Origin of the sequence: Streptomyces sp. NBC_01498, from assembly GCF_036327775.1 — a bacterium.
Lineage (GTDB): Bacteria > Actinomycetota > Actinomycetes > Streptomycetales > Streptomycetaceae > Streptomyces.
The window spans coordinates 2,416,223-2,435,784 of record NZ_CP109598.1 but is presented as its reverse complement, the minus strand read 5'-3'; the positions used below and the strand labels follow the sequence as shown (position 1 = coordinate 2,435,784).

At 70.7% G+C, this 19,562-nt stretch carries 18 protein-coding genes; 9 read left to right on the top strand and 9 right to left on the bottom strand.

Annotated features, from left to right (window positions below; all coding sequences use genetic code 11):
- Positions 1-61: 61 nt before the first annotated feature.
- Positions 62-1,273 carry a pyridoxal phosphate-dependent aminotransferase gene (locus tag OG875_RS10070; protein ID WP_330173885.1) on the bottom strand — a complete coding sequence of 404 codons (1,212 nt, stop codon included), beginning with the start codon at positions 1,271-1,273 and terminating at the stop codon, positions 62-64.
- Positions 1,274-1,455: 182 nt separating this feature from the next.
- Between OG875_RS10070 and OG875_RS10065 the strand changes: the two genes are divergently transcribed.
- Positions 1,456-3,108: a choice-of-anchor I family protein gene (locus tag OG875_RS10065; RefSeq protein ID WP_330173884.1), complete on the top strand. Its 1,653-nt coding sequence runs from the start codon at positions 1,456-1,458 to the stop codon at positions 3,106-3,108.
- A 66-nt stretch (positions 3,109-3,174) separates the two neighbouring features.
- Here the strand turns inward: OG875_RS10065 and OG875_RS10060 are convergent, their stop codons facing one another.
- The gene (locus OG875_RS10060; protein WP_330173883.1) at positions 3,175-4,833 is read right to left on the bottom strand and encodes an N-acyl-D-amino-acid deacylase family protein; all 1,659 of its coding nucleotides are present in this window, start codon (positions 4,831-4,833) and stop codon (positions 3,175-3,177) included.
- 13 nt (positions 4,834-4,846) lie between these two features.
- A complete protein-coding gene (locus OG875_RS10055; RefSeq protein WP_330173882.1) occupies positions 4,847-6,136 on the bottom strand; it encodes an amino acid deaminase in 1,290 nt (429 codons plus the stop codon).
- 92 nt (positions 6,137-6,228) lie between these two features.
- Between OG875_RS10055 and OG875_RS10050 the strand changes: the two genes are divergently transcribed.
- The 5 genes from OG875_RS10050 (at position 6,229) to OG875_RS10030 (ending at position 10,736) form a co-directional block, all read left to right on the top strand.
- Positions 6,229-7,506 (top strand): sugar kinase, encoded by a 1,278-nt coding sequence (locus tag OG875_RS10050; protein WP_443079251.1) that lies wholly within the window; start codon positions 6,229-6,231, stop codon positions 7,504-7,506.
- 10 nt (positions 7,507-7,516) lie between these two features.
- Positions 7,517-8,305, top strand: coding sequence for an IclR family transcriptional regulator (locus OG875_RS10045; RefSeq protein WP_330173881.1), 789 nt, complete (start codon positions 7,517-7,519; stop codon positions 8,303-8,305).
- Positions 8,302-8,721 carry a RidA family protein gene (locus tag OG875_RS10040; protein ID WP_330173880.1) on the top strand — a complete coding sequence of 140 codons (420 nt, stop codon included), beginning with the start codon at positions 8,302-8,304 and terminating at the stop codon, positions 8,719-8,721. Before OG875_RS10045 ends, OG875_RS10040 begins: the two co-directional genes overlap by 4 nt.
- A 110-nt stretch (positions 8,722-8,831) precedes the next feature.
- The gene (locus OG875_RS10035) at positions 8,832-9,329 is read left to right on the top strand and encodes a hypothetical protein (RefSeq protein ID WP_330173879.1); all 498 of its coding nucleotides are present in this window, start codon (positions 8,832-8,834) and stop codon (positions 9,327-9,329) included.
- A 96-nt stretch (positions 9,330-9,425) separates the two neighbouring features.
- Complete coding sequence (locus OG875_RS10030) at positions 9,426-10,736, top strand: Nramp family divalent metal transporter (RefSeq protein WP_330173878.1); 1,311 nt, start codon at positions 9,426-9,428, stop codon at positions 10,734-10,736.
- A gap of 140 nt (positions 10,737-10,876) precedes the next feature.
- Here OG875_RS10030 and OG875_RS10025 read toward each other — a convergent pair whose 3' ends face one another.
- Together OG875_RS10025 and OG875_RS10020 are read right to left on the bottom strand one after the other, a co-directional pair.
- Positions 10,877-11,926, bottom strand: a complete 1,050-nt coding sequence (locus OG875_RS10025; RefSeq protein ID WP_330173877.1) for a chitinase — start codon at positions 11,924-11,926, stop codon at positions 10,877-10,879.
- Between the two features lie 202 nt (positions 11,927-12,128).
- A complete protein-coding gene (locus OG875_RS10020; RefSeq protein WP_330173876.1) occupies positions 12,129-13,844 on the bottom strand; it encodes a chitinase in 1,716 nt (571 codons plus the stop codon).
- Between the two features lie 219 nt (positions 13,845-14,063).
- Between OG875_RS10020 and OG875_RS30980 the strand changes: the two genes are divergently transcribed.
- Positions 14,064-14,171 carry an Lsr2 family DNA-binding protein gene (locus OG875_RS30980; RefSeq protein WP_443079250.1) on the top strand — a complete coding sequence of 36 codons (108 nt, stop codon included), beginning with the start codon at positions 14,064-14,066 and terminating at the stop codon, positions 14,169-14,171.
- A gap of 31 nt (positions 14,172-14,202) precedes the next feature.
- Here the strand turns inward: OG875_RS30980 and OG875_RS10015 are convergent, their stop codons facing one another.
- The 4 genes from OG875_RS10015 to OG875_RS10000 form a co-directional block, all read right to left on the bottom strand.
- Positions 14,203-14,646 carry a hypothetical protein gene (locus OG875_RS10015; protein WP_330173875.1) on the bottom strand — a complete coding sequence of 148 codons (444 nt, stop codon included), beginning with the start codon at positions 14,644-14,646 and terminating at the stop codon, positions 14,203-14,205.
- Positions 14,647-14,717: 71 nt separating this feature from the next.
- Entirely contained in the window at positions 14,718-15,101 is a 384-nt protein-coding gene (locus tag OG875_RS10010) for a DUF3592 domain-containing protein (protein WP_443079092.1), read from the bottom strand.
- Between the two features lie 49 nt (positions 15,102-15,150).
- Positions 15,151-15,816, bottom strand: a complete 666-nt coding sequence (locus OG875_RS10005) for a hypothetical protein (RefSeq protein ID WP_330173874.1) — start codon at positions 15,814-15,816, stop codon at positions 15,151-15,153.
- Positions 15,817-15,841: 25 nt separating this feature from the next.
- Positions 15,842-17,374 carry a hypothetical protein gene (locus tag OG875_RS10000; protein WP_330173873.1) on the bottom strand — a complete coding sequence of 511 codons (1,533 nt, stop codon included), beginning with the start codon at positions 17,372-17,374 and terminating at the stop codon, positions 15,842-15,844.
- A 467-nt stretch (positions 17,375-17,841) separates the two neighbouring features.
- On the opposite strand from OG875_RS10000, the gene OG875_RS09995 reads away from it, so the two are divergent.
- Positions 17,842-18,720, top strand: coding sequence for a hypothetical protein (locus OG875_RS09995; protein WP_330173872.1), 879 nt, complete (start codon positions 17,842-17,844; stop codon positions 18,718-18,720).
- Positions 18,721-18,844: 124 nt separating this feature from the next.
- Positions 18,845-19,558, top strand: a complete 714-nt coding sequence (gene cpaB, locus OG875_RS09990; protein ID WP_330173871.1) for a Flp pilus assembly protein CpaB — start codon at positions 18,845-18,847, stop codon at positions 19,556-19,558.
- Positions 19,559-19,562: the final 4 nt, after the last annotated feature.

Below are 19,562 nucleotides of genomic sequence, written 5' to 3'. Positions count from 1 at the left end.
TGGTCGAGATCGGATCGGGCGGAGCGCGTACGTCCCGGTGGCACGCCCCTCCGGGAGGGGCCTACGGCTGCGCGTACCCGTCCAGGAAGTTCGCGATCCGGGTCACCGCGTCCGCCAGGTCCCGCACCGCGGGCAGCGTCACGATGCGGAAGTGGTCCGGCTCCGGCCAGTTGAAGCCCGTGCCGTGCACGACCATGATCTTCTCGCGTCGCAGCAGGTCCAGGACCATCTGCCGGTCGTCCTTGATCTTGTAGACCTTCGGATCGAGCCGGGGGAAGAGATACAGCGCGCCCTTCGGCTTCACACAGGTGACGCCCGGGATCCGCGTCAGCAGCTCGTACGCCGTGTTCCGCTGCTCCAGGATGCGCCCGCCCGGCAGGACCAGGTCCTCTATCGACTGCCGGCCGCCCAGCGCCGTCGCCACCCCGTGCTGCGAGGGCATGTTGGCGCACAGCCGCATGTTCGCCAGGATCGTCAGGCCCTCGATGTACGACGACGCGTGCGTCTTCGGCCCGCAGACCGCCAGCCAGCCGGAGCGGAAGCCCGCGACCCGGTAGTTCTTCGACAGGCCGTTGAACGTCAGGGTCAGCAGGTCGGGCGCGATCGCGGCCGTCGGGGTGTGGGTCGCGCCGTCGTACAGGATGCGGTCGTAGATCTCGTCCGAGCAGACGATCAGACTGTGCCGGCGGGCGATGTCGGTGAGGCCGCGCAGCATCTCGTCGTCGTAGACCGCGCCGGTCGGGTTGTTCGGGTTGATGATCACGATCGCCTTGGTGCGGTCGGTGATCCGGCGCTCGACGTCGGCCAGGTCCGGCATCCAGTCGGCCTGCTCGTCGCAGCGGTAGTGCACGGCGGTGCCGCCCGCCAGCGAGACGGACGCCGTCCACAGCGGATAGTCCGGTGCCGGTACGAGGACCTCGTCCCCGTCGTCGAGCAGGGCCTGCATCGACATCTGGATCAGTTCGGAGACGCCGTTGCCGAGGTAGATGTCCTCGACGTCGAGGTCGATGTTCTTCGTCTGGTAGTGCTGCATCACGGCGCGCCGCGCGGAGAGCAGCCCCTTCGCGTCCCCGTAGCCGTGCGCGCCGGAGAGATTGCGGAGGACGTCCTCCAGGATCTCGGGCGGGCACTCGAAGCCGAAGGCCGCCGGGTTCCCGGTGTTGAGCTTGAGGATGCGGTGGCCTGCTGCCTCCAGCCGCATCGCCTCGTCGAGGACGGGACCCCGGATCTCGTAACAGACATTGGCGAGCTTGGTTGACTGGATGACCTGCATGACGGCGAGCTTACGACCGGGTTTCGCGGGGCGCCTGGTGTTTTTGACCACGCCTGTCCACAGTGTGGGACGGCCGGGGCGCGACACGCCCGGCGGGGCCCACATGGAGTTGAGGCAGTGTTCACCTGAGCGGCCCGGACAGTTCACCCGCGCAGCGGCGGGTCGCACAACGCTGGGCGCTCATGAAGAAGCGCAGCACACTCCTCGGCCTGGCGACCGTCACGGTCCTGGCCACCACCACCGCCATGCTCCCGTCGGCACTGGCCACCGGCTCGCACGGGGGCGGCCACGGTCACGGCAAGCCCGGTCACCACCAGGGCGGCACGCTCGACCTGACCTTCCTCGGCCGCTACGAGAGCGGCAAGTTCGACGAGGGCGGCGCGGAGATCACCGCGTACGACGCCCGGACCCGCCGGGTCTTCACGATCAACGCGGAGGCGGGCACCGTCGACATCCTCGACATCCGCGACCCCGCCAAGCCCACGAAGACCGGGCAGCTCAGCACGCCCGGCGCCAACAGTGTCAGCGTCCACGACGGGCTGGTCGCCGTCGCCCAGGAGGCCGCCACCAAGACCGACCGAGGCACGGTCGCGTTCTTCCGCGCCTCCGACGGACGCAAGCTGAGGGAGGTACGGGTCGGCGCCCTGCCCGACATGGTGACGTTCACCCCGAAGGGTGACCGCGTCGTCGTCGCGAACGAGGGCGAGCCCGACTCGTACTGCCCGCCCGGCGGCGAGGAGCCCGCGGGCGTCGACCCCGTCGGCTCGGTCAGCGTCATCGAACTGGACCGGGGGCGCGGCGGCGAGCTGCGTGGCGCCACCGCCCGTACCGCCGGTTTCGAGAAGTGGGACCGGAAGAAGAACGAGCTGATCCGCGACGGCGTCCTGATCTACGGACCGAACGCGTCCGTCAGCCAGGACATCGAGCCCGAGTACGCCGCGGTCTCCGCCGACGGCCGCACCGCCTGGGTGACCCTCCAGGAGAACAACGCGCTCGCCGTCGTCGACCTGCGCCGTGCCGAGGTCGAGAAGATCGTTCCGCTCGGCGAGAAGGACCACTCCAAGCGCGGCAACGGCCTCGACGCCTCCGACAAGGACGGCGTCAACATCCGGACGTGGCCGGTCAAGGGCCTCTACAAGCCCGACGGCATCCACGCCTTCACCGCGGGCGGCTCCTCGCGCGGCGAGTACACCGTCAGCGCCAACGAGGGCGACGCCCGCGAGTGGGACTGCTTCGCCGAGGAGGTGCGGGTCAAGGACGTCGAGCTGAACCCGAAGGCGTTCCCGGACGCCGCCGCGCTCCAGAAGGACGACGCGCTCGGCCGCCTCAACATCTCCAGCACCTCGCCGGTCGACAGCCAGGGCCGGGTCACCGAGCTCAACTCGCTCGGCGGCCGTTCCGTCTCCGTGCGCGACGAGCGCGGCCGGCTCGTCTGGGACTCGGGCGACGACCTGGAGCAGCTGACGGCGAAGGCGTTCCCGGACGACTTCAACACCGACAACGCCGAGAACGACCCCGACAGCCGCAGCGACAGCAAGGGCCCCGAGCCGGAGGGCATCACCACCGGCACGGTGCGCGGCACGACGTACGCCTTCGTCGGCCTGGAGCGGCCGGGCGGGGTCGCGGTGTACGACCTGAGCGACCCGCGCCGTCCGAGGGCCGCCGGATACGTCAACTCCCGTGACTTCGCGGGTGACCCGGAGGCCGGCACGGCGGGCGACCTGGGTCCGGAGGGCGTGCTGTTCGTCCCGGCGAAGGACAGCCCGATCGGCTACCCGCTGCTGGTCGTCGGCAACGAGATCAGCGGTACGACCTCGATCTACCGCGTCAAGTAGCGCGTCGGGCGTCGGGCGTCAGGCGGGGGGCTTCAGGCGCCGGGCGCCAGATGGCGGAAGGGTTGATCAGGGGCGGTCGGTGGGCGTACGCCGTACCGACCGCCCCGCCAGCACGTCCGTGCGCCGCCCGTCCTCCATCACGAACCGGCCGTCGATCAGCACGTGCGGAATACCCACCGGGAGGGTGCGCGGCGCGGCGAACGTCGAGCCCGCCGCCACCGTTTCCGGATCGAAGAGCACCAGGTCCGCCCGGTGGCCCTCCCGGACCAGCCCCCGGTCGGCCAGCCGCAGCCGGGCCGCCGGGCGCGAGGTCAGCCGGGCCACGCACTCCTCCAGCGAGAGCACCCCCAACTCCCGCACGTAGTGGCCGAGATACCGGGGAAAGGTGCCGTACGCGCGCGGATGCGGCTTCGCACCCTGGAGGATGCCGTCGCTGCCGCCGGTGTGCAGGCGGTGGCGCATGATGGCCCGTACGTTCTCCTCGTGGCCCACGTGCTGGAGGATCGTGGAGCCCAGCCGGTCGTCGATCAGCAGCCGGCGGGCGGTCGTCCAGCCGCTCTCGCCGCGCGCCCGCGCCGTCGCCGCGACCGTGCGGCCGACCTGCGCGGTGAGCGCCGGATCGGCGACCCCGGAGATTTCCACGGTGTCCCAGTCGACCGGCACGCCGTGACAGCCGTCCGCGCCGGTCACCTCCATGTGGTGCCGGATCCGCTCCGCCGTCGCCGCGTCCCGCAGCCGCTCCAGGATCGCGTCCTGGCCCCCGGAACTCGCCCAACCGGGCAGCAGCGCCACGAGAGTCGTACAGCCCGGCGTGTAGGGATAGGTGTCCAGCGAGAGGTCCGCGCCGTCGTCCAGCGCCCGGTCCAGCAGGGCGAGCAGTTCGGGCGCCCGGCCCTCGTTCACGCCGAAGTTCATGGTGGCGTGGGCGAGATGAAGGGCGCAGCCCGCCGTACGCGCGAGGTCGACCATCTCCTCGTACGCGCGCAGGGCGCCCGCGCCGTAACTGCGGTGGTGCGGGCAGTAGTAGCCGCCGTACGCGGCCACCACCCGGCACAGCGCGGTGAGTTCGGCGTCGTCCGCGTACATGCCCGGCGTGTACGTCAGCCCGGACGACATGCCGACGGCGCCCTGCTCCAGGGACTCGGCGACCAGCCGCCGCATGCGGTCGAGTTCGGCGGCGGTCGCCGGGCGGTCGTCCGGGCCGACCGCGTACATCCGCACCGTGCCCTGCGGCACCAGGTACGCGGCGTTGACCGCGATGCCCCCGCCGTCGAATCCCTGTCCCTCGAAGGCCCGGTCGAGCCGGTCCAGATACTCGCCCACGGTGCGCCAGTCGAAGTCGACGGAGGTGTCGCCGGGCCCGCCGCCGTTCCAGCCGGTGATCGCCCGGCGCACCTCGGCCAGCGTGCGGTCGTCCACCGGGGCGTAACTCAGCCCGTCCTGGCCGATCACCTCCAGGGTCACGCCCTGCGCGGCCTTCGCGGAGTGGTCGGGATCGCGCAGCAGCGCGAGATCGCTGTGCGCGTGCATGTCGATGAAGCCGGGGGCCAGCGCCAGGCCCCCGGCGTCGAGGACCCGGGTCCCGGAGAGCCGCGCCCCGGCGGCGGGCCCGGCCGGGTGGCGGCGGATCTCCGCGATCCGGCCGCCGCTCACGCCGACATCGGCCCGGTACGACTCCCGGCCCGAGCCGTCGACCACCCGCGCGTCCCGTATGACGAGGTCCATGGGGGCGACGGCCTCAGAAGAACGTACGGACGAACTCGCCGACCGTGCCGTCCGACTCGGTGACCGGGATCAGCTGCCACTTGTCGAACGACGTGCACGGATGCGACAGGCCGAAACCGACCCAGTCGCCGACCTCGATCTCCGCGTCCGGCGACGTGTGCAGCTTGCCGTGCTGGTCGGAGAGACCGGTGACGGTGACGCCGCGTGCCGGGCGGATCTCGCCCGTGCGCGCGTCGCGCACCACCTGGGCCTCCGGGAGGTCGAGGTCGTACGCCGCGTCCCGCTTGCCCGCGTTGACGAACGCCTGCTCGGGGGAGGGCCGGGAGACCACCTGGCCCCACAGCCGGAAGGCGGGCCGGAGCGCCCCCTCGTCGGGGACCCGGTTGAAGGGCGTCAGCCGCTGGTAGTGACCGGAGTCGTGGGAGACGTACGCGCCCGAACGCAGCAGCTTCAGCACCGGCCGGGAGAACACCGGGAGTTCGGCGAAGACCTCCGCGACCGCGTCGAACCACGCGCTGCCGCCCGCGCTGACCACCACCTCGTCCACCGTCCCGGAGAACCGGCCCGCCGCGTCGAAGTCGGCGGCCAGCGCGGTCAACCGGCGCAGCCAGGCACGGACGGTCGTGCTGTCGGCGTGCGGCACCTCGCCCTCGTAACCGGCGACGCCCACCAGCCGCAGGGTGCCCGTGGCGGCGACGGCGTCGGCGACCGGCACGCAGTCCGCCTCCTTGCGCACACCGGTACGCGCGCCCTCGCCCGCGCCCAGCTCCACCACGACGTCCACGGGGCGTGAGCCGCCCGCCTCGCGCAGCGCCTCGTCCATCAACTCGACGCCGCGCACGGAGTCGACGTAACAGATGAAGCGGAAGCCCGGGTCGGCGTCCAGCTCGGCGGCGAGCCAGCGCAGCGCGACCGCGTCGACCAGTTCGTTGGCGAGGAAGATCCGCTGGATGCCGAACGCCCGGTAGACCCGCACCTGGTGGGGGAGCGCGGCGGTGATCCCCCAGGCGCCGTGGTCGAGTTGGCGCGCGAACAGCTGCGGGGACATGGACGTCTTGCCGTGCGGGGCGAAGGCGAGGCGGTGGCGCTCGGAGTACGTCTCCAGGAGCGCGAGGTTGTGGGTCAGGGACTCGGCGGACAGGGTGAGCACCGGGGTGGTGAAGCCGCCGGTGAACAGGTTGCGGCGCTCGGCGGCCAGCTCGGCGACGGTGCGGCCGTCGGCGTCGGGGGGCAGCCCCTTGAAACGGTGGTCCAGACGCTCGTCCTTCAGGTGCTCCACGCTGAGCCGTCCGCCGACCGTCACAGGGCCTCCTTCAGCCATCGTGTTGCACCCTGTGCAACACCCATTGCGTATAGCGCTTCGCGTTGTCTAACATCCGAGCCGTCGCCGGGTCAATGAGCGGGCCCGCCGTCCCCGGTCGGCGGACTCGGGACCGGCGACCCCTTCCCCACCAGCGACGACCGACGAGCGAGGAGTCCCGAGTGCCCGCACCGGTGGAGCCGGACCAGCCGTCCCGCGTGCCCGGCACGCCGCTGTCGCACGGGACGCACCAGACGCACGGATCGCATGTATCGCACGGGACACGTGTCACTTCTGCCCCGTCCGCTCCCGTCGACGCCGTCTGTCTCGGCGAGTCCATGGTCACCTTCCTCCCCTCCCGCCCCGGCCGCCTCGCCGACGTCCCCGCCTTCACCCGCGCCATCGGCGGCGCCGAGTCGAACGTCGCCTGCGCGCTCGCCGCCGCCGGGCACACCGTCCGCTGGATCAGCCGCGTCGGCTCCGACGGCTTCGGCGACCACCTCGTGGCGGCCGTCGGCGCGTACGGCGTCGACACCTCCGCCGTACGCCGCGACCCGGACGGCCGCCCGACCGGCGTCTACTTCCGTACGGCCACGGACCGCGCCACCACCGCCCACGAAGTCGCCTACTACCGCGCCGGATCGGCCGCCTCCGCGATGTCCCCGGAAACCATGGACCCCGCCGACCCGTGGTCCGGCCGGCTCCTGCACCTGTCCGGCATCACGGCCGCCCTCTCCCCGGACTGCCTCGCCCTGATGCGCGACCTCACCGCCCGCCGCCCCGGCCGCCCGCTGCTCTCCTTCGACGTCAACCACCGCCCCGCACTGTGGCGTTACGGCCCCGGACCCGGCGCCGCCCCGGGGGTGCTGCGCGATCTCGCGCGCGGCGCCGACCTCGTCTTCGTCGGCGACGACGAGGCCGCCGGACTGTGGGACCTGCACACCCCCGAGGCGGTCCGCGAGGCACTGCCCGAACCGGCCGTCCTGGTGGTGAAGGCGGGCGCGGGCGGCGCGACCGCCTTCGTACGGGACCCGGGGACCGGCCCGGACACCGGCGCCGACACGGTCACCTCCGTACCGGCACTGTGCGTCGACGTCGTCGCGCCCGTCGGCGCGGGCGACGCCTTCGCCGCCGGCTTCCTCTCCGCGACCCTGCGGGACCTGCCGGCCGCCGACCGGCTGCGGCACGGCCATCTGACGGCCGCCGCCGTGCTCACCGACGCGGGCGACGTCTGCGTCCCGCCCGCCCGCGCCCACGCCGACGCCCTCGCCGCGCTGGACGACCGGGCGTGGCGCGCGCTGCGGCTCGGCCCCGGCTGGGCGTCCGGCGCCCGGGACACCGGCGGCAGTCCCGAAGCGGTGACCGCACCATGAGGACCGCACCGTGAGCCAGACCGTCGACCGCGCGCTCAGCATCCTGCCGCTCCTCGCCCGGGGCCCCGCCGACCTCGGACAGGTCGCGGCCTCCCTCGGCGTCCACAAGTCCACCGCTCTGCGGCTGCTCCGCACCCTCCACGAACACGGCCTCGTCCACCGCCAGCGGGACCAGCGCTACCGCCTCGGCGCCCGCCTCTTCGCCCTCGCGCAGGAGGCCGCGGAGAATCTGGACGTACGCGAGATCGCCCACCCGCACCTGGTGGCGCTCGGCGAACAGTGCGGCCACACCGTCCACCTCGCCGTGATGGAGGACCACGAGGTCCTCTACATCGACAAGGTCGAGAGCCGCTACCCGGTGCGGATGTACTCCCGGATCGGCAAGCCGGTCGCCCTCACGGTCGCCGCCGTCGCCAAGGTGCTCGTCGCCGACCTGCCCGAAGCCGAGCGCCGCGCACTCGCGGATCGCCTCGACTTCCCCCTGTACACCCCCCGTTCGGTCCCGAACGCCGCCGCCTTCCTCAAGGAGCTGGCGACCGTACGCGAACAGGGGTGGGCCACCGATCTCGGTGGTCACGAGGAGTCCATCAACTGCGTCGGCGCGCCGGTCCGCGGCGCCGACGGGCGCGCGGTGGCGGCCATGTCGGTCTCGGCACCGAACGTCGTCGTCTCCGCCGACGAACTCCTCACCCTGCTCCCGCTGTTGTGCCGGACCGCCGACGCGATCAGCCGCGAGTACTCGGGCGGCCCGCCGCACCCGGGATCCGCACTTCCCGCTCCTCAGAAAGTGAACCCATGAGCGACCAGACCCCGAAGACCGCCGTCGTCCCCGCCACCCATGCCACACCGCCGGCGAAGTTCTCGCACGGCGTCCGCAAGGGCAACATCCTCCAGGTGGCGGGGCAGGTGGGCTTCCTGCCCGCCGCCCCGGGCGAGGCCCCGGCCGTGGCGGGCCCGACGCTGCGCGAGCAGACGCTCCAGACCCTCGCCAACGTCGCGTCCGTCCTGGAGGCGGGCGGCGCGAGCTGGGACGACGTGATGATGATCCGCGTCTACCTGACGGACGTCGCGCACTTCGCCGAGATGAACGAGATCTACAACGCGTACTTCGAGGAGCGGAACCTGAAGGAGGCGCCCGCCGCCCGCACGACGGTCTACGTCGGCCTGCCCGCAGGGCTGCTCGTCGAGATCGACGCGCTGGCGGTCCTCGGCTGAACGCCCGGCCGCGCCGGGCCCGGTGACCCCCGGGCCGGGCGCGGCCGGTACGGCACGGGCGCGGGACTCGGTACGGTACGGCTCATCCGCACAGCTCACGGAGGGTGGAGATGAGCGATCAGTACGGCGGCCCGGTGCCGGGGAATCCGTACGCGCAGCCGCAGCCGCAGCCGCAGCAGCGACAGCCGGGAGCGCAGGGGGCCTTCGGGCCTCCGCCGCCCGCGTACCCGCCCGGCCCGGTGCCCCCGTACGCGCCACCGCACCCGAGCCCGTACGCGCCCACATACGGGCCCACGCATCCGGATCCGCGGCCCGAGTTCCTGGCCGCCGACAGCCGTAGCGGCATCGTCGTCGACGAGAACGGTGTGACCTTCGACATCGAGGGCCGGACGGCCGAGTTCCCGTGGTCCGTCGTGCGGAGCGTCCACTCCAGGCCGGGCGCGGTCGGCCACCGTCTTCTGGTGGCCGTCGTCCTGCCCGACGGCCGCTTCTACGAGTGCGGCGTGAAGGCGCGCAACCGGGCGACGCTGGACCGGTGGTTCCGTGAACTCGGCCACGTGCTCCACATTTTTCTCTTCTCCCGCCAGAACGGTCCGGCCGCCTTCTGAACCCCTGACCGATCTCGGCCCGCCCTCTTGCGCGATCTTCGCCGCCCCGCTTTGGTGACCCAAGTCACTGACGGGGACGAGCGTGGAGGCCGACGCATGGCAGATATCACCGACAGCGGTACGGACACCGCCAAATCCCGCCCGCGCAAGTCCAGTTGGCGGTACATCGGCCCCGGCATCGTCGTCGCCGCGACCGGCGTCGGGGCCGGTGACCTGGTCGCCACCCTCATCGCGGGCAGCAAATTCGGCTACACGCTGCTCTGGGCGGCCGTCATCGGCTGCGTCGTGAAGATCTCGCTCGCCGAGGCGGCCGGGCGCTGGCATCTCGCCACCGGCCGCACGCTGTTCGAGGGCTGGCGCAGTCTCGGGCAGTGGACCACCGTCTACTTCGCCGTCTACGTCGTGATCTGGGGCTTCGTCTACGGCGCGACCGCCATGTCGTCGAGCGCGCTGCCGATCGTCGCGCTCTTCCCGGACGGCCCCGGCCTCAAGACCTGGGCCGTCGTCTTCGGCCTGCTGGGGCTGCTGTTCGTCTGGTTCAACCGCTATCTGGTCTTCGAGAAGTTCATGACCGTCGTCATCGGCATGAAGTTCCTGATCGTCGTGTACGTCGCGATACGCGTGGCGCCCGACCTCGGATCGGCGTTCGCGGGCCTCGCACCCGTCCTGCCGGACGGCTCGCTGCTCTACACCCTCGGGCTGATCGGCGGCGTCGGCGGCACGATCACCATGGCCGCGTACGGCTACTGGGTCAACGCCAAGGGCTGGACGAACACCAACTGGATGCGGGTGATGCGGATCGACAACCGCGTCGCCTACGTCACCACCGGGGTCTTCGTCGTCGCCATGCTGATCATCGGCGCCGAACTGCTCCACTCCTCGCAGATCGCCCTCACCTCCGGCGACCGGGGCCTGATCGACCTCGGGGTGATCCTGGAGGACCGCTTCGGCGTGGTGACGGCCAAGCTCTTCCTGATCGGCTTCTTCGCCACCTCGTTCGGCGCGCTGGTCGGCGTCTGGCACGGTGTCAGCCTGATGTTCGCGGACTTCGTGGAGCGTTTCCGGCGCGAGCGCGCGACCGGTGCCGCCGTCGGCGAGGGCACGGTCGAGGAGGTCGCCTCGGGCGCGCGCGAGCGGTCGGTGCCGTTCCGGGCGTATCTGCTCTGGCTGACGTTCCCGCCGATAGGGCTGCTCTTCCTGGACCAGCCGTTCGGCCTGGTCGTGGTCTACGGCGTGCTGGGCGCGTTCTTCATGCCGTTCCTGGCGCTGACGCTGCTGTGGCTGCTCAACTCCTCGCGTACGCCCGCTGAATGGCGCAACGGCGTCGTGAGCAACGTGATGCTGGCGGCGGGCGGGCTGCTGTTCGTCGTCCTGTGCGTGCAGCAGGTGCGGGATCTGCCCTGGTGAGGTGACCTGCCGGGGCGGAACGCGCGGTGGCGCCGTCGGACGTCGACGGCGCCACCGGTCTGTGCGCGGATCGCGGTGCGGCGGTACCGGTGGCGGTGGTGCGCGGTACGGCGCTGCCCGGTACGGCGTCAGGAGTACGGCTACGGCAGGGCGTCCACGTGCGGGCCGACCGCGTTCGACCAGGCGCTGCCGCCGGTGGCGTCCCAGTTGGTGGACCAGGTCATCGCGCCGCGCAGCCCCGGGTAGGTCTTCGGCGGCGTGAACGAACCGCAGTTGGTGCCCCGCGTCAGACAGTCCAGCGCGTCGTTGACGACGCCCGGCTCGACGTAGCCGCCGCCGGCCGCGCTCGGTGTGGCCGGCAGACCCAGCCCGACCTGGGACGGGTCGAGACCGCCTTCGAGCTGCACGCAGGCGAGGGCGGTGAGGAAGTCCACCGTGCCCTGCGAGTAGACCTGTCCGTCGCAGCCGAGCATCGAACCGCTGTTGTAGTACTGCATGTTGACGACGGTCAGGATGTCCTTCACCGCGAGCGCCGTCTTGAAGTACTCGTTGGACGTCGACTGCATGTCGATGGTCTGCGGGGCCATCGTCAGGACGAAGTCGCCGTCCGCCGAGGCGGCGATCGCCTTCAACGCCTGCGTCATGTAGGTGGAGTTGAGACCGTTCTCCAGGTCGATGTCGACACCGTCGAAGCCGTACTCGTCCATCAGCGCGGACACGGACGAGGCGAACGCCTCTGCCGACGCCGCGTCGTTGACCGCGACCGTGCCCTTCTCGCCGCCGATGGAGATGACGACCGACTTGCCCGCGGCCTGCTTGGCGGCGACGTCGGCCCGGAACTGCTCGTCGGTGTAGCCGCCGAGACCGGCCGAGTCGAGGGTGAAGTCGACCTGTCCCGGAGTCGCGGTGGCGTCCGCGAAGGCGACGGCGATGATGTCGTACGCGTCCTGGACCTCGGCGAGCGTCTGGACGGCCGCCCCGTTGTCGAAGTTCTGCCAGTACCCGGTCACGGCGTGCGCGGGAACGGCGGCGGGGGCGACGGGTGCGGTGAGGGCGGCGGGAGTGTTCGCGGCGGGCCGGCCGGTGGGTCCGCCGGCGGCGTTGGCCGCGGGGACGGCCAGCCCGGCGAGGGCGAGGACGCCCGCCGTGGCGATGAGTCGAAGCGTGCGGGAGCGCGTGTTCCTGGGCACTGCATGGCCTCCGTGGGGGGAGAGGTACGGGCGGAGCTGTGGGGGTGGTACGTGAACGGTGGCCACCGTTGGACGTACAAACTGGTCCAGACCATTGGCCTTGTCAAGGGCCGGGACGCGATGGACCCGGAAAACGCAGCAGCGCCACCGGGGGAGCGGTGGCGCTGCTGGTTCGGTGCGTGGGGGTGGGTGTGTCCCGCCGTTACGGCAGGGCGTGGACGTGCGGGCCGACCGCGTTCGACCAGGCGTTGCCGGCCGTCGCGTCCCAGTTGGTGGACCAGGTCATCGCGCCGCGCAGGCCCGGGTAGGTCCTCGACGGCTTGAACGAGCCGCAGTTGGTGCCGCGCGCCAGGCAGTCGAGGGCGTTGTTGACGATGGTCGGGGAGACGTAACCGCTGCCCGCGCCCCGCGTGGAGGCCGGGACACCGATGCCCACCTGGGAGGGGTCGAGGCCGCCTTCGAGCTGGATGCAGGCGAGGGCGGTGAGGAAGTCGACGGAGCCCTGCGAGTAGACCTTGCCGTCGCAGCCGAGCATCGAACCGCTGTTGTAGTACTGCATGTTGACGACCGTGAGGATGTCCTTCACCGCGAGGGCCGCCTTGAAGTACTCACCGCCGGTCGACTGCATGTCGATGGTCTGCGGCGCCATGGTGAGGACCATCGACGGGCCGGCCTTCGCGGACAGCTGGCGCAGCGCCTTGGTCAAGTAGGTCGAGTTGATGCCGTGTTCGAGGTCGATGTCGACGCCGCTGAAGCCGTACTCCTGCATCAGGGCGTAGGCGCTGTTGGCGAACGCCGTGGCGGAGGCGTCACTGTTGATCGTGACGTTGCCCTTCTCGCCGCCCACCGAGATGATCACGGACTTGCCGGCGGCCTTCTTGGCGGCGACGTCGGACTTGAACTCGGCGATTCCCGAGTAGCCGACGGCCGGGTCCAGGTTGAAGACGATCTGTCCGGCCGTGGTGGTCGAGTCGGCGAACGACACGGCGATGATGTCGTACTGCGCCTGCACGTCACGGAGCTTCTGGACGGTCGCGCCGTTGTTGAAGTTCTGCCAGTACCCGGTCAGCGCGTGCTTCGGCACACCGGGCGTGCCCGGGTTGCCGCCGCCCGTCGAGGTCCGGCCGGTGACGGCACCCGACTTGGCGGACTCACCGACGGAGTTGGTCGCCGACACCTGGAACTGGTACGAGGTGTTGGCCGCCAGCCCGGTCACGGTCGCCGAAGTCCCGCCCGCCGTCTGGACCTTGGTGCCGTCCCGGTAGACGTTGTACCCGGTGGCGCCGTTCACCGCGTTCCAGCTCAGCGCCACCGACGACGCGGTCACCGCGCCGACACCGAGCCCTGCGGGCGTGCCCGGGGCCTGCGGGTCGGGGTCCGGGTCGCTGCCCCCGCCGCCGTCCGGTCCGAAGACGGAGACGTCGTCGACGAGGTACGCGCTCTGCCCGTACCAGCCGTGCGTGTAGACGCTCACGGCGCGGGTCGAGGCACCGGTCCGGAACGTCGTGGTGAGCTGCTTCCAGCCGCTCTCGCCGGGCGTCCAGGTCGACACGTCGGTCGTCCCGGTGCCGGAGGCGCCGAGGTACGCGTAACCGCCCTGCACCCACGCGCTCAGCGTGTAGGTCGAGTTGGGCTGGACGGCCACGGACTGCGAGCAGCGGGCGTTGTCCTGCCCGGCGGGCGTCCCCCGCAGCGCGCCGGCCCCGGTCCGTACGGGGGAGCCGACCACGGCCCCGCTCCCGCCGGTACAGGACCAGTTGGCGAGCCCGGACTCGAAGCCGGCGTTCTTGGCGACGTTGATGTCGGCGGCCTGGGCGACACCGCCCAGCCCGCCCACACTGAGGGCCCCGGCGGCCACGACGGCCACCACCCCACCCAGCCAACTCCGCGCCCGCCCCCCGAGGGGTTTGCGTGCCACGGGTCCGGGTCTGCGTCTGCCGTCGGGTACGCGTTCCACTTGTTGCCTCCGCTGGGGGTGTCGGGGAGAAGACGTGCGGGTCAGGAACGGTGGCCACCGCCGGACAGGACCTGGCCGTTAAAATGGTCCAGACCATTCAAGTTGTCAATACCTCCGGCGTCACATTCCCCGACGGGGCGGGTGCGGGCGTACGACCCCCGTGCCGCCGCCCCCGTCGACATGGCGGCCGTCCGCGCGTGGGCCCGTGAGAACGGCTACGTGGTGCCCGCCCGGGGCCGGGTTCCGCCGGGCGTGCTCGACGCGTGGGACAGCTCACGGGGACGGTAGGGCCGGAGGCCCGGAGCGGGACCGCCGACGTTCAGTCGTCCTGGAGGCGGTCCGCCGACGAGCCCGCCACCACGCCCACCACCAGGACCGCGTTGGACATCAGGACGCCCTCGGTCTCCAGGGCGTGCCACTGGAGCGCCATGTTCAGACCCTGGGCCGCCGTGGCGACCGTGAAGACCGCCAGGGCGTGCTGGAACGTCGAGTCGCGGAACGGGTCGCGGTGGAAGCGGCCCGACGCCCAGGTGGCCAGGGCGATGCAGACCGCGTTGGGGATGTGGATCAGCATCAGTCTGCCGTTGAAGGTCTCCAGGTTCTCCGAGGTGGCCAGATGGTCGTTGACCAGCGTCGTCCCCATGTACTCCGTCAGGAGCAGGACGACGATGCCGGCCGCCCAGGCACGCGCGAGCGCGAACACCGCCGCTCCGCGTCCCTCCTCCCGCTGGACGGACGCCCCCGGGTAGCCGTACCTCGTCATCGCCGACCGCCTCCATCAGTGCTCGTGCCTGTGCCTGTCGGTCGAGGGGCGGGAACCTGAATCCCGCGCCCTCAGACCACCGTGAGAATCAGAACCGCCGCGAAGCCGGCCGCCGCCAGCCCGCAGCCCGCCACCAGCACCCCGTACCGGAGCACCGGCGACCAGTTGCCCCGGCCCGCGACCGTCGCCGTACGGGCCGGGGCGGCCGGGTCGTACGTCACCGTCACCGGGTCGCCGACCCGTACGGACCGGCCCGCCAGGTCCTCGAACTCGATCTGCTCGCCGTCCGGTGTGCGGAACGCGAAGAACTGCCGTCGCGCGTCCGACCGGTTGTACGGCTCACGTTCTATCCGTACACACGTGCCCTCTGCCCGATTTCCCGCCCGCAGCGCCCGATTCACGCCCGAAAGACGACGCGCGTAGTGTGCGGTCAACCAGCCGAAAAGAAGAATCATGCCGCCGAGGAAAAGGAAATCACCGCCCGGAACATCCATCGTCAACCGCCTATTCGACCGTGATCGAGTCGATGATTTTGTTCAGATCGCCCTTGCTGAGTTTTCCCTTGACCGCGTCGATCCGTACGGCGTAGGTCCGGTCGTCCGTGTCGAGTCCCGCGACGATCACCCCGTCGACCCGGGTGCCGGCCTTCGGGTCCAGCGTCCCGCCCGGGGTTCCCGTTCCCGAGCCGGCGGCCGAGTCCCGCTGGGTGAACGCGAAGGTGACCTGCCGGGCCTCCAGGTCGCCGTCCGGCCCGGAGACCGTGATCTCCTCCTGCTTGCCGAGCGTCGAGCCGAGCGCGACCCCCGCCTCCGCGCCGATCGCCGCCTCCTCCACCGAGTCGGCGTCGGTGAAGTCGAGCTGCACGGTGATCATGCCGACGGCCCCGCTCTCGTCGGAGAGCGTCGCCGCCGCCGCGTTGTACTTGCTCCGCTCGGCCGCGCTCTGCGCCTCGAACGCGGGCGGATGGGCCACCGTGACCGCCGGGGTCCGGAGCTTCCCCCAGCTCTCCGGGACCGCCGCGCTCTCCGACTCCGTGCCGCAGCCCGCGGCCAGCAGCAGCGTCGCGAGCACACCGGAGACGGTGGCGGTCAGGGTGCCGGAGGGCGACCGGCCGGCCGGCCCGGCCGTCGTCGTCCCCGCCTCGGAATTCTTGCCGTTCTTCCTGCTCATGACGTATGTGCTCCTGTCCCCGGGATCAGTTCGCACAGTAGCTGTACGGGACATAGCTGCGGTTGCCCCCCTGCGGCGCACCCAGGAACTGCGCGTCGTCGAGGTTCTCCTCCTTCTTCTCGGTGGAGACCGAGAAGCCGAAGCTCAGACCCAGGTTCAGCTCGAACCCGTACTCCGCGGCCTCCGTCTGCCCGGTGTACGTGTTGCGGCTCGACAGGCCCTCGTCGAAGAGGAGCTGTCCGAACGGGTCGTCCGCGCCGGGACGCTTCGTCGGCGCGTGGTCGTCGAACATGTAGGAGAACGGTGCCGCGTTGTCGCCGCTGCCGTCCAGCCACTTCTGGGCGATCGCGCGCTGCTCGGCACCCTCGGGGCCCGGCTTGAGGACGACCGAGTTGGTCACGACCTCGATGCCCGTCCGGTTCTCCGTGCCCTTCACACTGCCGCTGCCGCCGCGCTTGTCGTCGCCGTCCTTGCCGTTGTCGCCGCCGACGGTGACCCCGTCCTTGGTGGCGCCCTTCTCGACCGTGCGGGTCATGTCGATGCGCAGCAGCTCACCGGTCGTCTTGTCGTGGCTGACGGTGATGGTGCCGGTCTGCGTCGTGGTGCCGCTCGACTCGCCGCTCAGCGGCCCCGCCTCGTAGCCGACCTTGCCCGTGTACTCGATGGCGGCGCTGTACGTGTACGACTTGATGTTCCGGTAGGTGTTGTCGGTCCAGGTCACCTCGGGCGAGAACTTGAAACTGCCGCCGAGCGTCGCGCTGAGCTTCTTCTCGTCGCCGGGCGACAGCTTCAGACCACCGGCGGCGCTGGCCTCCAGGCCGACCTTGCCGTAGCTGATGTGACGGTTGCCCAGCCGCTCCTCGATGCGCTTGCGCAGCTGCTCCTCCTCGTACATCGGGCCGCTGTCGAAGAGGTAGAGGATGCTGTTGCCGAGCCCGCCGCCGCGCGAGTTGGAGTGCCGGTTGGCCAGCTCGTACGTCTTCAGTTCCTCGATGTCGTCCCGGAACTTCGCGGCCTCCTCCTCGCTGTCGAAGACCCAGGTGTCGCCGTTCGTCACCTTGATCCCCGCACCGAGTTCCACCTTGTCCGAGCCGAACTTGCCGACCTTGGCGCCCGGTTTCCAGTCCTTCTTGGCGGCGACGGACGCGGCGTCGGTGAAGGTCATCATCACCTGCTGGTCCCGGTCGTCGACCGTGCCGTCGCCGTTCACGTCGGTCTTCGACTGGAACGTCTGCTGCTGGAAGCCGTACTCCTCGCCCCACTCGATGAACAGCAACTTGCCCTTGGCGCCCGCCTTGTCGCTGATCGAGGAGATCTGGCAGAGCGGCGGCTCGTAGTCGGCGTCGGTCTTGGGCGCGGCCTGGTTCTCGCCGCCCCCGCCGGTGTCGCACGGGCCGAACCTGACCAGGCACTTGAGCTGTTCGGCGATGGTGGTGTCCACGCCGGTGCCCACCAGGGCCCCCACGACGGCCGCGACGACCACCACCATGCCCGCGTACTCGGTGGCGGAGGTGCCGCGGTCGTCCCGTGGGCCCCCTCGTATCGCTGTCCGTCTCATCCGACCGTCCCCCTCGGTGCCGTGCGACTCGGTGGTGCGGGTACGCGGTTCGCGTGCGGGCGACCGTGTACGTAATCGAACTCGGAGGGTACGGAGGGGCGGACGTCCCTGGCGTGGGTCCGTGGACCCAACCCGGACCCAAAGCCACCTGGGTAACTGGCACCGTCCACCCGGGTCGGCTAGTTTCAACTTCAAATGAAACATGGGTTAACGCCTGACTGCTTCGCCCGATTTGGTGGTGCCTACGAAGTGCCCGGCGAACCACTCTCATCGGAGAGGTGTTCTCTGCGCCCTAAGTCGTGGATAAAGTGCTCCGCAGCAGTCGACGATGAGCGAGTCGCCCGAAGTCGAACTCGCCCGAAGTCGAACGGCTGCGAACAGAACTACCGAACACCGAGCAGCAGTACCCAGCAGAAAAGATCTGCGGCCGCCGGAACTCCGACGGCCGAGCTGAACGGGGATCGCAGGTGTCTACCGCCATAGCTGTCACCAGTCACGACCTGGTGCTGCCACCCACCGACCAGCAGACGCCCCCCGCGGCTCTGCTCCAGGCACCCGATGTCCAGCCGCTGGAGGCCGCGCTGGCGGACATGCAGGTCCTGGTGGAGCAGCACGGTTATGTCGTCGCCGTCTACCCCGCCTCCCTCCCGGTGGCGCACGAACAGCGACTGCACACCGTCCGCTCCGTCCTGGAGAGCGACCGGATCGCGTTCCTCAAGCTGGACCTCCCGCCGCTCGGACTCGCCGTCCTCGTGCGGCAGTTGCGACAGCTGTCGATCTGCGACTTCAGCGCGGGCGTCGTCGCGTCGGCCGCCCGGCTGCTCTCCCACTACATCCACGCGGGAGCGCTCCTCAACTCGGTCGCGAAGCTCGACCGGGTCCCCGTCAGCCTCAAGTCGCACGCCAAGTCCTGGGTGCCCGGGTCACAGTTCGGTGTCCTGGCCAACCCCGACCCCCAGTTGATCAAGATCGGGAACGGTGAACTCACCGGGCCCGAATTCGGCACTCAACTGCTGGTCGGAAAAGGACAATTGCAGTCGGACTGGGTGACGGCGACCCTCGCGCCCGCCTGGAAGGTCCAGGGAGTGCACGAGATGCCACTCCTGGGTGATTCCCCGCGCTGGTGGGGTACGTCCAAGATGGTCGAGTTCGCCGCGTTCCTGCCGGATATCTCCGTTCTTTACCAGCTCGTTTCGTCCGTACGGCGAGAGGTGTGTTCCTGGTGCGGTCTCGAACTCATCGGTGACCGCTGCGGTTTCTGTTCCGCGCCACTCGCGTCGGCGGAGAACCACACACCCGCTCCGGGTGTCCTCAGTCAAGGACCACCAACGCGCCACGGGTCGTAACCCGCCCACCAGGCGGTGCGTACGGACCGGAGGAGACGGCCGGTGACGTGCGGCGACCCGCCCGCCCCGTGCCCGTCCCGCCCCGTCAGTCCCGCCCCAGTCTTCGAACGAGGTTGTCCCGCTCATGAATTCACGGCAACGCCGCGGCATCATTCTCCTTCTTCTCTCCGTCCTCTGCGCCTTCGGCGCCTTCGCCGGCGTGCTCTCGGTGATCAGCGACGTGAATTCGAAGGTCGGCCCCGAGGTGCCCGCGTACCGGCTGAAGGCGGACGTCGCGCCGTACACGGCGCTGGAGGAGGGGCAGTTCGAGAAGATAGAGATGCCCAAACGCTGGCTGTCGGACAACGCGGTGACCGACCTGTCGCTCGTCAACGGCAAGATCGCGGTCACCCAGCTCAAGAAGGGGTCGCTCCTCCAGGACGACATGATGGTCAAGCGGCCCGCGCTCGCCAACGACGAGCAGGAGATCGCCATCATGATCGACGCCGCCACCGGTGTCGCGGGCAAGATCAACGCGGGTGACCTGGTCAACATCTTCGCGACCTTCGCCGCCGAGAACGACGAGACCAAGGCCCAGTCGCGGATCATCGTCCCCAACGCCAAGGTGATCGACGTCGGTTCGCTGACCCCGCTGGAGCCCAAGGAGGACGACCGCGGCCGCAGCGGCGGACCGATCAAGGCCGTTCCCATCACCTTCGCCCTCAAGACCAAGGACGCCCAGCGCGTCGCCTACGCCGAGTCCTTCGCCCAGCACGTACGCCTCGCTCTGCTTCCCGACGACAGCCCCACGACGCTGCGCCCCGGAGAGAGCACCTACACGCTCGAAGGGGACAAGTGAGGGA

Excerpts from the sequence above, each read along its gene's own strand:
- OG875_RS10050 (WP_443079251.1), top strand. The coding sequence starts at position 6,229 with ATGAGCGGGCCCGCCGTCCCCGGTCGGCGGACTCGGGACCGGCGACCC.
- OG875_RS10060 (WP_330173883.1), bottom strand. The coding sequence starts at position 4,833 with ATGGACCTCGTCATACGGGACGCGCGGGTGGTCGACGGCTCGGGCCGG.
- OG875_RS10065 (WP_330173884.1), top strand. The coding sequence starts at position 1,456 with ATGAAGAAGCGCAGCACACTCCTCGGCCTGGCGACCGTCACGGTCCTG.
- OG875_RS10040 (WP_330173880.1), top strand. The coding sequence starts at position 8,302 with ATGAGCGACCAGACCCCGAAGACCGCCGTCGTCCCCGCCACCCATGCC.
- OG875_RS10030 (WP_330173878.1), top strand. The coding sequence starts at position 9,426 with ATGGCAGATATCACCGACAGCGGTACGGACACCGCCAAATCCCGCCCG.
- cpaB (WP_330173871.1), top strand. The coding sequence starts at position 18,845 with ATGAATTCACGGCAACGCCGCGGCATCATTCTCCTTCTTCTCTCCGTC.
- OG875_RS10070 (WP_330173885.1), bottom strand. The coding sequence starts at position 1,273 with ATGCAGGTCATCCAGTCAACCAAGCTCGCCAATGTCTGTTACGAGATC.
- OG875_RS10000 (WP_330173873.1), bottom strand. The coding sequence starts at position 17,374 with ATGAGACGGACAGCGATACGAGGGGGCCCACGGGACGACCGCGGCACC.
- OG875_RS10035 (WP_330173879.1), top strand. The coding sequence starts at position 8,832 with ATGAGCGATCAGTACGGCGGCCCGGTGCCGGGGAATCCGTACGCGCAG.
- OG875_RS10010 (WP_443079092.1), bottom strand. The coding sequence starts at position 15,101 with ATGATTCTTCTTTTCGGCTGGTTGACCGCACACTACGCGCGTCGTCTT.
- OG875_RS30980 (WP_443079250.1), top strand. The coding sequence starts at position 14,064 with ATGGCGGCCGTCCGCGCGTGGGCCCGTGAGAACGGCTACGTGGTGCCC.
- OG875_RS10015 (WP_330173875.1), bottom strand. The coding sequence starts at position 14,646 with ATGACGAGGTACGGCTACCCGGGGGCGTCCGTCCAGCGGGAGGAGGGA.
- OG875_RS10005 (WP_330173874.1), bottom strand. The coding sequence starts at position 15,816 with ATGAGCAGGAAGAACGGCAAGAATTCCGAGGCGGGGACGACGACGGCC.